The sequence below is a fragment of the Ensifer sp. Root142 genome, from assembly GCF_001426785.1.
Classification (GTDB): domain Bacteria; phylum Pseudomonadota; class Alphaproteobacteria; order Rhizobiales; family Rhizobiaceae; genus Ensifer; species Ensifer canadensis.
On record NZ_LMFK01000044.1, the window covers coordinates 189,676 to 203,582 of the forward strand.

The following is a 13,907-nucleotide window of genomic DNA, read 5'->3' on the forward strand; positions in this document are numbered from 1 at the left end:
CGCCCTGCGAACGACACGATCGCTAGCACGCAGCCGATATTCTTGTCCACTGCATGTTTCCTTAAATCCTATCCGATTTAAGGATAAAACATGCAGCAATTCAAAGTGCTACAGCGACCTTTGCGCGTCTGATAAGACGCGCGGCGCTGTAGGCTTCTCAGCTTTCCGGTTCGTAGCGAACGAAAGCAAAGCGATCCCCCTTGGGCGACCAGTTGGGAACATTCATCGTGCCCTGCCCGCCGAAGAGCTCGAACAGCTCGCGCGCGTTGCTGCCATCCATCTCCATCAATCGCAGACGGACGTTCAGGTCCCGCGGATGATCGAAGACATCGCCGTCATAGGAGAGAACCAGAAGGTGTCTTCCGTCGGGCGACGGATGCGGGAACCAGTCGCCATAGGGGCTGTCGGTCACGCGCTCAACGTCGGTGCCGTCGGGACGAACGCGCCAGATCTGCATGCGGCCAGTGCGGCTGGAGTTGAAGTAGATCCACGCTCCATCCGGCGACCAGTCCGGCCCGTCGTTGCGGCCTTCGCCCTGCGTCAGTCGCCGCTCTTCGCCGCCTTCGACCGAGATCGTATAGATATCGAAGACCTGATCACGAATACCGCAATAGGTCAGTGCGCCGCCATCCGGCGACCAGCCGTGCCAGTAGGACGGGAGGTTGGGGGTGACAAGCCGCGGAGTGCCGCCAGAAGCCGGCAGCAGGTAGATCGCCGACTTGCCGAACTCGGTCTTGTCGCTGATCGCAATCGTGCTGCCATCAGGCGAAATGCCGTGGTCATTGTTGCAGAGATGGGCAAAGCCGGTTTCGATCTCGACCGGCTCCGAGCCGTCGAAGGCCAGCCGGTAAAGCCGGCCGTCGCCATTGATGATGAGATATCGCCCGTCCGGAGACCAATTCGGCGCCTCGACCAGCCGCTCCGTCTGCCAGACGACGCGAGTCTCGGCGGTAACGATGTCATAGGTTTCGATGGAACTGCGCATACGCTTCTCCTGCCGCAACCGCAGCTATTTGCTTTCTTCGCCCCGTGGCAGCACCGCCAAGACTTTGGCGCAGATCGACCGCATCAAGATGACGCTGCGCTGGTCTTGCCAGGTCGAGACCAAGCCCCAGGCCAGCAGCAGAAGAATGCAGACGAAGGCGACGCCGACGGTGACGAGACTACCGGTCGCAAGACCATAGACACCGAACACGGCCGGCGTCGCGAAACAGGCGATCTGCGCCGAAAGCTGCCCACCGGCAGAAACGTCGCTCAGCGACCACAGCCGGATCAGCCGGATTTCCTCCTCGGTGAACTCCGGCTGGCTTTCCTTGCCGTCCCGCCCTTCGGGGATGCGCTCACCGTCTATCCCCGATCGCGGAACCGGTTGGTGATTGGATAGCGCCGATCGCGGCCAAAATTCTTCTTGGTGATCTTCACGCCGGGCGCCGACTGTCGGCGCTTGTATTCGGCGATATAGAGCAGATGTTCGATGCGGTGTACCGTTGTCTCGTCATGACCACGAGCAACGATCTCCTCCGTGCTCATCTCCTTTTCGACGAGGCACTCCAGAATGTCATCGAGCACCGGATAGGGCGGCAGTGAATCCTGGTCCGTCTGGTTGGGGCGAAGCTCGGCCGACGGCGCCTTGTCGATGATGTTTTGCGGGATGACCACGCCGGATGGACCGAGCGCGCCCGGCGGCACGGTGGTGTTGCGCCAGCGCGAGATGCCATAGACCTCCATCTTGTAGAGGTCCTTGATCGGATTGAAGCCGCCGTTCATATCGCCATAGAGCGTGGCGTAGCCGACCGACATTTCCGACTTGTTGCCGGTGGTGACCACCATCGAGCCGAACTTGTTGGAGACGGCCATCAGGATCGTGCCGCGCGTGCGGCTCTGCAGGTTTTCCTCGGTGATGCCCGATTCCGTGCCCTCGAACATATCGGCCAGCGCGCCGAGAAATCCTTCGACCGGCTCTTCGATCGGCACGATATCGTAGCGGCAGCCGAGCGCTTCGGCGCAATCCTTGGCGTCCTTCAGCGAGTCCTTCGAGGTGTAGCGGTAAGGCAGCATGATCGTGCGTACCCGCTCCTCGCCGAGCGCATCAACGGCAAGTGCTGCGCAGATCGCCGAGTCGATGCCGCCGGACAGGCCGAGCACGACGTTCTTGAAACCGTTCTTGTTGACGTAGTCGCGGAAGCCGAGCATGCAGGCGCGATAGTCTGCCTCCTCCCGCTCCGGCAGGCGCGATTGCAGGCCGCCGGCACAGTGCCAGCCATTGTCGCCCTTTTTCCATTCGACGATCGACAGCGCCTCCTCGAACTGGCTCATCTGGAAGGCGAGCGACTTGTCCGTGTTGAAGGCGAAGCTCGCGCCGTCGAACACCAGTTCATCCTGACCGCCGAGCTGGTTGGCATAGATCATCGGCAGGCCGGTCTCTATCACCTGCTTGAGCACGACCTGATGGCGCACGTCCACCTTGCCGCGATGATAGGGCGAGCCGTTCGGTGACAGCAGGATTTCGGCGCCGCTTTCCGCCAGTGTCTCGCACACACCAAGATCGCCCCAGATGTCCTCGCAGATCGGGATACCAATGCGAATGCCGCGGAAATTGACCGGCCCTGGCATCTCGCCCTGGTCGAACACCCGCTTCTCGTCGAACTCGCCGTAATTCGGCAGATCGACCTTGTCGCGTACCGCAATGATCTTGCCGCCATCGAGCACGGCGACGGCATTGTGGCGCCCGGTCTTGGCCAGGCGCGGGAAGCCGATAATGACGCCCGGGCCGCCGTCGGCGGTCTCCTCGGCCAACTTTTCCACCGCCTGTAAACAGGCCTTGAGAAAAGCAGGCTTGAGAACCAGATCCTCCGGCGGATAGCCGGAAATGAAGAGCTCGGTGAGCAGCAGGAGGTCGGCGCCCTGGCGCGCCGCATCGGCGCGCGCCTCACGCGCTTTCGCCAGGTTTCCGGCGATATCGCCGACGGTCGGATTGAGCTGGGCGATTGCGATACGAAGCAGGGTGGGAGCGGCTTTGTGAGCGGTCATGAGCGGGCCTGTCGGTCTGTTCTCGAACGAATGCGTCTGACTTTCGCCCCGATCTTTAGCGCAATCCGCGCGAAAATGCCCACAGCCAATCGCCGCGAAGCGAAAAATTCCAAAAAATTCTGCGTTTCCGGTTTGTTATCGGCGCCGGCTCGCGCGTCCTCACGTCACGAAAACCTGTTTCCAAACACCCTGAACAAGTCATTCATCCCCTGTTCAAAATGACAGTCGTATGACAGTTACACGACACATTGATGAAATTGGAGAAGACGTTGGCCAATATCGATTCAGCCGTAGCGAGGAGATCACGAGTCTACGCTGGTAGACCCGGATTTGCCGCGCGGCACGCCAAGACGCTGACCTCCGCACGCAGTGCATTGTTCTCGCTGTCGATCGCGGCAGCCCTCGTTTTTGCAGTCGAGTTGATCGTGCGCCAGTCCATGGCCGACACGGTCGCCTACTTCCTCGATCCGACGCGCCCCGCATGGACCACCATCGGTGCATTCTTCCTGATCCTTCTCGCCATCGATGGCGTTTTCGGCCGCGAACACAAGTCCGCCGTGGTGCTCGCGCCGCTGGCGATCATACCGGCCATCATCTGCCAGCAGAAGCAGGTCTTTCTCTCCGACCCGCTCTATCCGACCGACTTCCTCTTTGGCCGCCAGATCCTCGAATTGATGCCTGTGCTTGTCAAGGATCGTCCGTGGACGGCCGTCGGCATCGTTGTCGGCCTCATCGCAGCCGTTACAACCATCGGCCTGTTGCTGCGTTACGCCTGGCGCAACTTCCCCAAGCTGACACGCCGCGAGCGCATCGCTCGCGCAGCTTTTGCGCTGCCGCTGCTCTTCGCCTTCTGGCACATCATGGATTACAACCAGTTCTCCTGGATCCGTGATCGCCTGAAGGTCATCCCGATCATGTGGGACCAGACCGAAAACTATCGTCACAACGGCTTTGCGCTGGCGTTTGCGATCAATCTGCCGATGGCCAACGTCAACGCGCCCGCCGGCTACATGGCCGATGCGATCGATCGCATCCCGGTCAAGCCGCTGCCGGCCGGCACCTCCCACCGCAGCAAGCCCGACGTCATCGTGCTGATGAGCGAATCCTTCTGGGATCCGACCCGTCTGCCGAACGTCAAGCTTTCGCCCGACCCGATGCCGACGATCCGCGAAATGCAATCTGGCAACGTGTTCTCGCCAGAGTTCGGCGGCATGACGGCCAATGTCGAATTCGAAGCGCTGACCGGCTTTTCGAATGCCTTCCTGCCCTATGGCAGCATTCCGTACCAACAGTACATCCGCAATCCGATCCCCTCGCTTGCCACCTTCTTCCGTGGCGAGGGTTACGTTTCGCGTGCCATCCATCCGTTCCAGAGCTGGTTCTGGAACCGCACCGCCGTCTACAAGGCCTTCGGCTTCGACACCTTCAAGTCGGAGGAGAATATGCCGCCGATGCAGAAGCGCGGCATTTTCGCCTCGGACGAATCCCTGACCAAGGAGATCATCCGCCAGGCGGACGCCATGGATGACCCCTTCTTCTTCTTCGCGGTAACGCTGCAGGGCCATGGCCCCTATGAGCCGAACCGCTATGCCAAGAATACCATCAAGGTCGAAGGCAACCTGCCGGAGAGCGATCGCCAGGTGCTTGAAACCTACGCCCAGGGCGTCAAGGAAGCCGACGAGAGCCTGAAGAAGCTGATGGACTGGGCCAAGCAACGTGACCGCGAAACCATCATCGTGCTCTTCGGCGACCACCTGCCGCCGTTGAACACGGTCTACACCAACACCGGTTTCATGAAGGGCGTGACCGCGGAGCGCAAGGGCTCGAAGGACCAGATGAAGGCGCAGCACGAAACTCCGCTCGTCGTCTGGTCGAACAAGACGGGTCCGAAGAAGAATGTCGGCACGATCAGCCCGGCCTTCCTTTCCTACCAGATCCTCAAGCAGTCCGGCTACGAGCATCCCTACTATACCGGCTTCCTCGGCAAGGTGCACGACCAGTACCGCGTCGTCGACCGCTACATGCTGATCCGCAAGAACGGCAAGGATGTCGCCGAATGGTCTCGTCAGCCGAAGGTCCCGGCCCTGCTGCGCGACTATCGCTTCCTCCAGCACGACATGATGTTCGGCAAGCGCTACTCGACCGACCGCTTCTTCAAGTCGCACGCGGATCTCTACGCCGCAGGCTTCTAAACCACACCCGCACACGTTCGTGCGACATCACTGGCCTCTGAACAGAGCCGGACGGTAAACCGCCCGGCTCTGTGCACTTTCTCATCTATCCCGTTGATTTCCTCGTCGAAGTGGTGCGCTTAAGCGCGTCGCGATCTTTCCGATTCGCTCACTGCGCTTTAGGCTCTTGTTTTTTGCCCGTGTCGTTATCGCAAATCCGCCGCACACTTTTGCGCGAAACGCTTTCGATATCGTCCGATCCATTTCCGGAGATAGCCATGCCGCATTTGAACGAACTCTCGCAGCACATCTTCGGCAAACCGATGGCCGAGCTCGGCGAAATCGAGCGCCGCATCCTGACCCGCGCCAAGGAACGACGCACCGTTGCAACCGACACCAATGCCGCGTTCAGCGCCGAGCTGTCCGTCGGCGACCGGCTCGCCGACGCCATTGCCAGGATTGGCGGCTCCTGGGGGTTCATTCTCAGCTTTTGCGGCTTTCTCGTCGTCTGGGTGATCATCAACACCGTCTTGCTGGTGACCGGGGCCTTCGATCCCTACCCCTTCATCTTCCTCAACCTGCTGCTTTCGATGCTGGCGGCGCTGCAGGCGCCGGTCATCATGATGTCCCAGAACCGGCAGGCCGAGCGCGATCGCTTCGCTGCGGCAAAGGACTATGAGGTCAATCTGAAGTCGGAAGTCGAGTTGATCGCCCTGCACCACAAGGTGGACGATGTGCTACTGCGCGAGATCGCCGAGCTGAGGACCGACATCGCCAATCTTAACCGCCAGCTTTCCCAGTATCGGCACATACCCGACAATGAATAGACACCGGACAAGCCACTAAAGCGCGCAAGAATCTGCAAGATTCCTAATTCAATCACAAATTTGTATTTTGCAACAATAGGCTATTTCTGACTATTGAAACAACCTATTAGCGTATCGAAAAATTAACACTTGGGGAGCACCGTCAAGGCGCAGGGACAGAGAAAAAGCAGTCACGGTTCGGTCGGAGTTGCTGATATGTCCAAAATAACGCGCCTGTTCGGCAGCCGCGATGGCGCTGCCGCAATTGAATTTGCAATCATCGCCCCTCTATTCTTTCTATGTGTGTTGACGTTGATCGCCTACGGCATCTACCTCAGCGCGGCCCACTCCATTCAGCAGATAGCCGCCGACGCAGCGCGCACCGCCATTGCCGGACTTTCCGAAGGCGAGCGAGAACGCCTTGCCACGGACTACATCCAGCGCACGACCATGGACCAAGCCTTCATCAAGCCGTCCCGTATGACGGTCACCGTCAAGGACGATGCTGGTAACGCCAACCAGTTTACCGTGAGGATCAAGTACGACGCCGGCGATCTCCCGATCTTCAACATGTTCACTTTCGCCATGCCGAGCGAAAATATCGAGCGCTTCGCTACGATCCGTTTGGGAGGTATCTGATATGGGTTTGAAAGCGCCGGGAATAGCACACCTCGCCCGATCAAGAGGTGGCAACGTCGGCATATCCGCCGCTCTCGTCATGCCGCTCGTGATCGCCTCCATGGGACTTGGCATCGACTACGGTTACCTCACGGTCCAGAAGCAGGAAATGCAGTCGACCGTCGATCTTGCTGCCATCGCCGCCGCATCGAACGTCTCCTCCGCCGAGCAGGCTGTTCTCAAGTACTTCTCCAACAACCATGTCAATTTCGCTGTTGCGACGCCCTCCGGCCTGTTGACCGTCGATGGCAAGGTTCTGCCGCCCGGCGACGTCGGGACGGAAAAGGTCGACGGCGTGGCAACGGTCACGCGTGGACGGTATGTCCCCGATCCGGGCGTCGCAGCCGGCCAGCGCTTCGTCAGGGATGCCGCCCCTTCGGATGCGGTCCAGGTACTCCTGGAAAAGAAGGGGCAGATCTTCCTTGCCTCCCTCTTCACCGCACCGCCGGACTTGAGCGTGGTCGGGACAGCGGCGAGTTCGAAGGTTGCCGCCTTTTCCGTCGGCTCTCGCCTCGCCAGCCTGAATGACGGCCTGCTCAATGCCATTCTCGGCCAGATGCTTGGCACCAACATTTCGCTGAAGGTCATGGACTACACCGCCCTGATCGACGCCGACATCGATATCCAGCCTTTCCTGAAGATCGTCGCGACCAAGCTCAGCCTGACCTCCGCCTCCTATGAAGACGTGCTCGACGCCAATTTGACCCTGCCGCAGCTCCTGTCTTCGATGCGGCTGTTCCAGGGGCTCTCCGGTACGGTGACCTCTGCCCTCAAGAGCATCGAGCTGGCAACGGCCAACAACAAGAAAACCTTCACCTTGGCGCAGATCCTCAATCTGGACCCGAAAAAGGACATGAGGATCGATGCCGGCTCCGACTGGACGATGAAGGTGAGTGCGCTGCAGATCGTCTCGGCCGCCGCCGCCATCGCCAACGGCGAGCATCAGATCGCGCTTAACGCGGTTGCCGGGCTTCCGGGCATAGCTTCGGCCACGGTGAAACTCGCAATTGGCGAACCGCCGGTCGAAACGCCGAGCTATCGCCTGGGAACCCCAGGAGCAGCGGTCCGCACGGCGCAGACCCGGCTTGCCGTCGAGGTGGGCATAGACGGGCTTGCGGCCCTTGCCGGTATGCGCATTCGGTTGCCGATCTATGTCGAGCTTGCCCACGCAGAAGCCAAACTTGCCGACATCCGTTGCTACGGCGGCAAGCCGGAGAACGCGGCAGTCGTCGTCGACGCGGTGCCGGGCGTCGCTGAGATCGCCGTCGGTGACGTCAATCCGAAGGTGCTTTCGAGTTTCTCCTTCGACGCTCGGGTCGAGCGCGCCCGCATCGTCGATGCGCTGGCGGTCAAGATCGACGCCATCGCTCACGTCGAGGCGCAGAACCTTCAAGCGTCCCGCCTCACCTTCAGCCCCGCCGAAGTGGCCGCACGCTCGATCAAGAGCGTTTCGACCAAGGACATCCTGTCGTCGACGACGAAGACCCTGCTCAACAATCTGGACTTGAACATTCAGGTGTTGTTCCTGACGCTCGGCAGCCCGACTATCCTGCAACAGGCGCTTGCCCAGACCTTGGCCGCGGTCACGAAACCGGTGGACGATCTGCTCTACAATCTGCTGCTCCTAGTGGGGGTACGCGTGGGAGAAGCCGATGTCCGCGTCACCGGCGTCAAATGTCAGCCACCGGTACTGGTGCAGTAACAGCCTCGCGACAGCACAAAGGGACTGGCAACGGAAAATCGATTGCCGATGCTTTCGAACAAAATGACGGGTTCGCACGTTATGGGCAAGGTAGAGCTGCTACATGCAGATGGGTTGAGTAGTATCGAAGCACACGTGGCGAGGGATCGGAACCCGAGGCGTATGCGAGAGATCGTCGGGAGACGTGCGCGACAGATGCAGTTGGTTGCAAAACAGGGGGATGCTGCACCGGAGAAACCGCTCGCCTTCACGGCGGACGGATTGCTGCGCAACCCGCTCCTGCGCGAGACGCTGCAGATCAGCGCTCGCGATCTGATGGCGGTCTATGATATTTTTCCACGTGTGGCTCGTCTCGTCGCCTCCCACCAGAAATGGACGCTGACCCAGGCCGCTTACGCGCTTCATCTTGAGCGCGACCCGTCTCACCCCGATTCGGGAGTGACTGCCGCGCGGTTGTTGAAGTTCATGCGCGAGACCGGCGGCGCAAGCAGGAACACGGCAGCCGCATTCCTGTCCGAGCTGCTCGCCTACAAGCTGCTGCGCGATGTCAGAGGTGAGCGGACGAACAAGAAGGTTCGCCCACTTGAGCCGACGGAAGTCAGCGAGAGCGCCATGATGCGTTGGTTCATGAGCCAAATGGGCACGCTCGACCGCCTCGATGGCGGCAGACGTCTGGAACATGTCGAGGCCGACACCTCTGTCCTTGGACGCACGCAGCCGATCGCGGCGCGAATGCTCCTGTCCGACAAGAATTGGAGCGAGCCCCCCGAAGGCGTTGCCATCTTCGTTTGGACCGAATGCGGGGGCTTGCTGCTCGATGACCTCATGGCGCGTCCGAAAAGCCTGACGCCCGTGGACGGAAAGGTCTGGCTGGAACTCAATCTCGCCGAGCTTGCCAACCACTACACCATCTCCAACACGCACGTGCGCAGACTGTTCACCAAAGCGCAGGACACAGGTTTCATCGGCCGATCGAACGACGGCTCCCGTGGACGCTTTTGGATGAGCGCCGGACTGGTCGACGAGTATTGTCGCTGGCAGGCTATAAAGCTCGCGGCCCTGGCCAATGCCTATGAGCGAGCCACGGACGGTGCAGTCCGGTTGGCGAAATAGGTCATTTCCTTCACTAAGTGCGGCCCGGCGTCGCCGGAGGTTCGCGCGCACGGATCGCGTCATCGCCTGGCGGCCGGAAGTGGCTTGAACGGTCCTACGACCGGCCCGCTTCAAACTTCGGCAGATCGTCGTTAATGTCGTAGAAATCGCCCTTGTCGGCACAGAATATGTGATAGCCGGGTAGGAGATCCGTCGGCTTCTCAAAGGCGCCGGCCATGATCGAGACGTATTCGGCGCTATCGGATTTCCAGAACAGAGCCGAGCCGCAGTTGCGGCAAAAACCACGCTGCGCGCCATCGCTCGAACGATACCAGGTCACGTCCTCCGCCCCCTCAAGTTCCATGTCGCGATCCAGCACATTGGTCGCGGCGTAATAGAGGCCCGTCTGCTTGCGGCATTGCGTGCAATGGCAAAAGATCAACTCGCGCAGTTCGCCCCGCGTCTTGAACCGCACTGCCGCGCAAAGGCAGCTGCCGCTGTGAATATCCGACATGGTCCCCGACCTCCTGAAACGAGAAATGCCGGGCCAGCTTCGCGAGCCGGCCCGGCATTGTCAATTTCATAGCGACCGCTCGAGGTTCAGAAAATCTGAACCGTGCGGCAATGCCTCAGTATCAGCCGTTGACGACCAGCTTCTTCTCGTCGCGGCCGCCCTTCATGCGCTCGGCGAGCAGGAACGCCAATTCCAGCGCCTGGTCCGCATTGAGGCGAGGATCGCAATGGGTGTGGTAGCGATCGGCGAGATCGTCACCCGAAAGCGCACGGGCGCCGCCGGTGCATTCGGTAACGTCGTTGCCGGTCATCTCGATATGAATGCCGCCCGGGTGCGAGCCTTCCGCACGGTGGATCTGGAAGAAGCTTTCGACTTCCGACAGGATCCGCTCGAACGGGCGGGTCTTATAGTTGTTGAGCGTGATCGTGTTGCCGTGCATCGGATCGCAGGACCAGACGACCTTCTTGCCTTCGCGTTCAACCGCGCGGATGAGGCGCGGCAGGTGCTCGGCAACCTTGTCATGGCCGAAGCGGCAAATCAGCGTCAGGCGGCCGGCTTCGTTGGCCGGGTTGAGCAGATCGATCAGTTCCAGAAGGCCGTCAGCCGTCAGCGACGGGCCACACTTGAGGCCAAGCGGGTTCTTGATGCCACGGCAATATTCGATATGGGCGTGGTCCGGCTGGCGGGTACGGTCGCCGATCCAGATCATGTGGCCCGAAGTCGCATACCAGTCGCCGGAGGTGGAATCGACACGCGTCAGCGCCTGCTCGTAGCCGAGCAGCAGCGCCTCGTGGCTGGTGAAGAAATCGGTTTCGCGCAGGCTTGGATGATTTTCAGAGGTGATGCCGATCGCCTTCATGAAATCCATCGTCTCGGAAATCCGGTCGGCGAGCTTGCGGTAGCGCTCTGCCTGCGGGCTATCCTTGACGAAGCCGAGCATCCACTGATGAACGTTGTCGAGGTTGGCATAGCCACCCATCGCAAAAGCGCGCAACAGGTTGAGCGTCGCGGCGGACTGGCGGTAGGCCATGATCTGCCGTTCCGGATCCGGAACGCGTTCCGCTTCGGTGAACTCGATGCCGTTGATGATGTCGCCACGGTAGCTCGGCAGCTCGACGTCGCCCTGCTTCTCGATGTTGGAGGAGCGCGGCTTGGCGAACTGGCCAGCGATGCGACCGACCTTGACCACCGGCTGCTGAGCGCCGAACGTCAGAACGACGGCCATCTGCAGGAACGCGCGGAAGAAGTCGCGGATCGTGTCGGCCCCATGCTCGGCAAAGCTCTCGGCGCAATCGCCGCCCTGCAGCAGGAAGCCGCGGCCTTCGGCAACATTGGCAAGAGCAGTCTTCAGACGCCGCGCCTCGCCGGCAAACACCAGCGGCGGATACTTCGCGAGTTTCGCTTCCGTTGCCGCAAGAGCCGCAAGGTCCGGATAATCCGGAACCTGCTGGATGGGTTTCTGCCGCCAGCTATTCGGAGTCCAAGTCTGTGCCATTTCGATCACCTGTTGTCTGCCGCGGACGTCGGTCCGCGCGGGTCGCGCCCTGACGGTTTCGACACCGCCCGGTATTCGGAAATTTCACTGCGTCCGCGCGCCCCGCTTCAGCGCGTGGCCAAGCCTTCGCGCCCGCTCGAAGCCGGTGACTTCGCGGATGCGGGCTTATAGACGTTAAGCGATGGCTTGGAAAGGCATCCTACCAGAATTCATGGTTTCCGGCGTCAGCAAAGCAACCGCCCTGCTCAGCCGACCCGCTCGCCCTTACGCACGCGATAGGACGGCGCATACATCGTCACAAGCTCTTCCGATGCTGTCGGATGCACCGCCATCGTCCGATCGAAGTCGTCCTTGGTGCAACCGGCCTTCAGCGAAATGCCGAGCAATTGCGCCATTTCGCCGGCATCGTGCCCGAGGATGTGGGCGCCCAGCACTTTGCGGTCGGCAGCGTTGACGATCAGCTTCATGATCATCTTTTCCTTCCGGCCGGAAAGCGTCGCCTTCATCGGCCGGAACTCGGCACGATAGACTTCCAGTTCTTCGAACTGACGCGCAGCCTGCTCCTCGCTGAGGCCGACGGTGCCGATCTCCGGCTGGGAGAAGACGGCCGTGGCGATCAGGTCGTGGTCGGGCGATACCGGGTTGTTCTTGTATTCGGTCTCGATGAAGCACATTGCCTCGTGGATCGCGACCGGTGTCAGCTGGACGCGATCGGTCACGTCGCCGAGGGCATAGATGCCGGGCGCGCTCGTGCGCGAAAAGGCGTCGACGACGATCGCGCCGCGCTCATCCGTGTTCACCCCGGCGCTTTCGAGCCCGAGGCCCTTGGTGTTCGGCACGCGGCCAAGCGCCAGCATCACCTGATCGACGGCGATTTGGCCGTGTTTCATCGTCTGCGCCACGCGCTTGCCGTCGGCGTCAGTCGTGACCGACTGGATGATGTCTTCGCAAAGGATCCGGATGCCCTTCTCTTCCATCGCCGTGTGCAGGCCGCGGCGGAGATCCTGATCGAAACGCGAGAGGATTTCCTTGCCGCGATAGATCAGTGTCGTTTCGACGCCGAGACCATGAAAGATATTGGCGAACTCGACAGCGATATAGCCACCGCCTGCAATCAGGATCGACTTCGGCAGTTCCGCCAGATCGAAAGCCTCATTGGAGGAAATGCAGAGTTCATGGCCCGGCAGCGCGTCATGCGGCGTCGGGTGGCCGCCGACAGCAATGACGATACGTTCGGCGGTCACGGTCTTGCCAGTGTCGAGCAGGCGAACCGTATTCGGGCCGACAAGCTCAGCCCGTGTACGCAGGATCTCCGCGCCGGCATTGGCGAGCCCCTTCTGGTAGAGGCCTTCGAGCCGCGTGATCTCCTGCTCCTTGGCAGCGACGAGCTTTTGCCAATCAAAGCGACTTTCGCCGACGGTCCAGCCGAAACCCGCCGCATCCTCGAAATGTTCCGAATATTGCGACGCGTAGACATAGAGCTTCTTCGGAACGCACCCACGGATGACACAGGTGCCGCCATAACGGAACTCTTCGGCGATCGCGACCTTCTTGCCGAGACTTGCCGCCAGCCGGCCGCTTCTGACGCCACCCGAACCGCCACCGATTACGAAGAGGTCATAGTCGAAAGCGGGCATGGGCGAACTCCTGAAGGTCGTGCAAGCTGCAATTAGGACAATTAGGGGACCGCGGACCAGGCATTTTCGCCGGCGGCACGCCCCGCTCGGGGGGCAGTCCCCCGTCGCAGGCACATATAGTGTTGCACTGCAGAAAAAGAAAAGCCCGGATTGCTCCGGGCTCCCCAAAACGTGATGTTTAGCCCAGCTGACCCGAGCTCTCTCCGACCGACCGCGGATTATTGGGCGGGCGGTGTCTCAACGGTGCCTTCAATACGTGGCGGAGCCGAAGTGCCGACCTTGGCGTCGAGCGACTTCGTGGCTTCGGTGTTGAGGTCGCGCGACACGCCGGCTGCCCAGATGTCTGCCGCCTTCAACAATTCGCGCGAAGCAATCGGGCCGTCGTTCAGAAGCTTCTTGCCGGCCGTCGACTTGTAGAACTCGGTAATGGCGTTCAGCTCTTCAAGCGTAAAGGTCTTGGCGTAGATCGTCGCGGCTTCGTTTTCGAGATCGGCGCGACGCGCTGCCAGGGTCAAAGCCTTTTCGTCGACGGTCGCGGTGATCAGCTCCTGGAAGTTCGGCGAAGCCTGGATCAGAGTATTCTTCAGACGCTCGGCGAGGTTCGGCAGAATGTTGTCGAAGTTGTTGGTCACGCCGAGTGCAGCGATGGTCGCACGCGCGGCCTTGATCTGGGCGTCGGACACGTCCTGAGCCTGAACCGGAATGGATGCAGAAAGGAGAACCGCGGTGGCTGCGAAAGTGCGGACAAGACCTGCGAGTTTGTTCATTTTTATCCATGCTCC

Annotated in this window: 12 protein-coding genes; 5 read left to right on the forward strand and 7 right to left on the reverse strand. The window is 60.7% G+C overall.

Annotation, left to right across the window (positions count from 1 at the left end; genetic code table 11):
- Positions 1-157: 157 nt before the first annotated feature.
- The 3 genes from ASD52_RS29440 to ASD52_RS29450 form a co-directional block, all read right to left on the reverse strand.
- Positions 158-985 carry a TolB family protein gene (locus ASD52_RS29440; RefSeq protein WP_025427228.1) on the reverse strand — a complete coding sequence of 276 codons (828 nt, stop codon included), beginning with the start codon at positions 983-985 and terminating at the stop codon, positions 158-160.
- A gap of 24 nt (positions 986-1,009) precedes the next feature.
- Positions 1,010-1,195, reverse strand: coding sequence for a hypothetical protein (locus ASD52_RS29445; RefSeq protein ID WP_025427229.1), 186 nt, complete (start codon positions 1,193-1,195; stop codon positions 1,010-1,012).
- Positions 1,196-1,347: 152 nt separating this feature from the next.
- Positions 1,348-3,030 carry an NAD+ synthase gene (locus tag ASD52_RS29450; protein WP_025427230.1) on the reverse strand — a complete coding sequence of 561 codons (1,683 nt, stop codon included), beginning with the start codon at positions 3,028-3,030 and terminating at the stop codon, positions 1,348-1,350.
- Positions 3,031-3,299: 269 nt separating this feature from the next.
- Here ASD52_RS29450 and ASD52_RS29455 point away from each other — a divergent pair, with 269 nt between their 5' ends.
- The 5 genes from ASD52_RS29455 to ASD52_RS29475 all read left to right on the forward strand — a co-directional run bounded on the left by ASD52_RS29455 (position 3,300) and on the right by ASD52_RS29475 (position 9,500).
- Positions 3,300-5,222 (forward strand): LTA synthase family protein, encoded by a 1,923-nt coding sequence (locus ASD52_RS29455; protein ID WP_025427231.1) that lies wholly within the window; start codon positions 3,300-3,302, stop codon positions 5,220-5,222.
- 257 nt (positions 5,223-5,479) lie between these two features.
- Positions 5,480-6,028, forward strand: a complete 549-nt coding sequence (locus ASD52_RS29460) for a DUF1003 domain-containing protein (RefSeq protein WP_025427232.1) — start codon at positions 5,480-5,482, stop codon at positions 6,026-6,028.
- A gap of 195 nt (positions 6,029-6,223) precedes the next feature.
- On the forward strand, positions 6,224-6,646 hold the full coding sequence (locus ASD52_RS29465; protein WP_025427233.1) for a TadE/TadG family type IV pilus assembly protein: 423 nt from the start codon (positions 6,224-6,226) through the stop codon (positions 6,644-6,646).
- A gap of 1 nt (position 6,647) precedes the next feature.
- Positions 6,648-8,387, forward strand: coding sequence for a pilus assembly protein TadG-related protein (locus ASD52_RS29470; protein ID WP_057214304.1), 1,740 nt, complete (start codon positions 6,648-6,650; stop codon positions 8,385-8,387).
- Between the two features lie 162 nt (positions 8,388-8,549).
- The gene (locus ASD52_RS29475; RefSeq protein ID WP_038576148.1) at positions 8,550-9,500 is read left to right on the forward strand and encodes a hypothetical protein; all 951 of its coding nucleotides are present in this window, start codon (positions 8,550-8,552) and stop codon (positions 9,498-9,500) included.
- A 94-nt stretch (positions 9,501-9,594) separates the two neighbouring features.
- On the opposite strand, the gene ASD52_RS29480 is transcribed toward ASD52_RS29475, so the two are convergent.
- The 4 genes from ASD52_RS29480 to ASD52_RS29495 all read right to left on the reverse strand — a co-directional run bounded on the left by ASD52_RS29480 (position 9,595) and on the right by ASD52_RS29495 (position 13,892).
- Entirely contained in the window at positions 9,595-9,993 is a 399-nt protein-coding gene (locus tag ASD52_RS29480; RefSeq protein WP_025427236.1) for a GFA family protein, read from the reverse strand.
- A gap of 121 nt (positions 9,994-10,114) precedes the next feature.
- The gene (locus ASD52_RS29485; protein ID WP_025427237.1) at positions 10,115-11,488 is read right to left on the reverse strand and encodes a 3-deoxy-7-phosphoheptulonate synthase class II; all 1,374 of its coding nucleotides are present in this window, start codon (positions 11,486-11,488) and stop codon (positions 10,115-10,117) included.
- A 245-nt stretch (positions 11,489-11,733) separates the two neighbouring features.
- Positions 11,734-13,125 carry a glutathione-disulfide reductase gene (gene gor, locus ASD52_RS29490; protein ID WP_025427238.1) on the reverse strand — a complete coding sequence of 464 codons (1,392 nt, stop codon included), beginning with the start codon at positions 13,123-13,125 and terminating at the stop codon, positions 11,734-11,736.
- 218 nt (positions 13,126-13,343) lie between these two features.
- Entirely contained in the window at positions 13,344-13,892 is a 549-nt protein-coding gene (locus ASD52_RS29495) for a DUF2059 domain-containing protein (protein ID WP_025427239.1), read from the reverse strand.
- Positions 13,893-13,907: the final 15 nt, after the last annotated feature.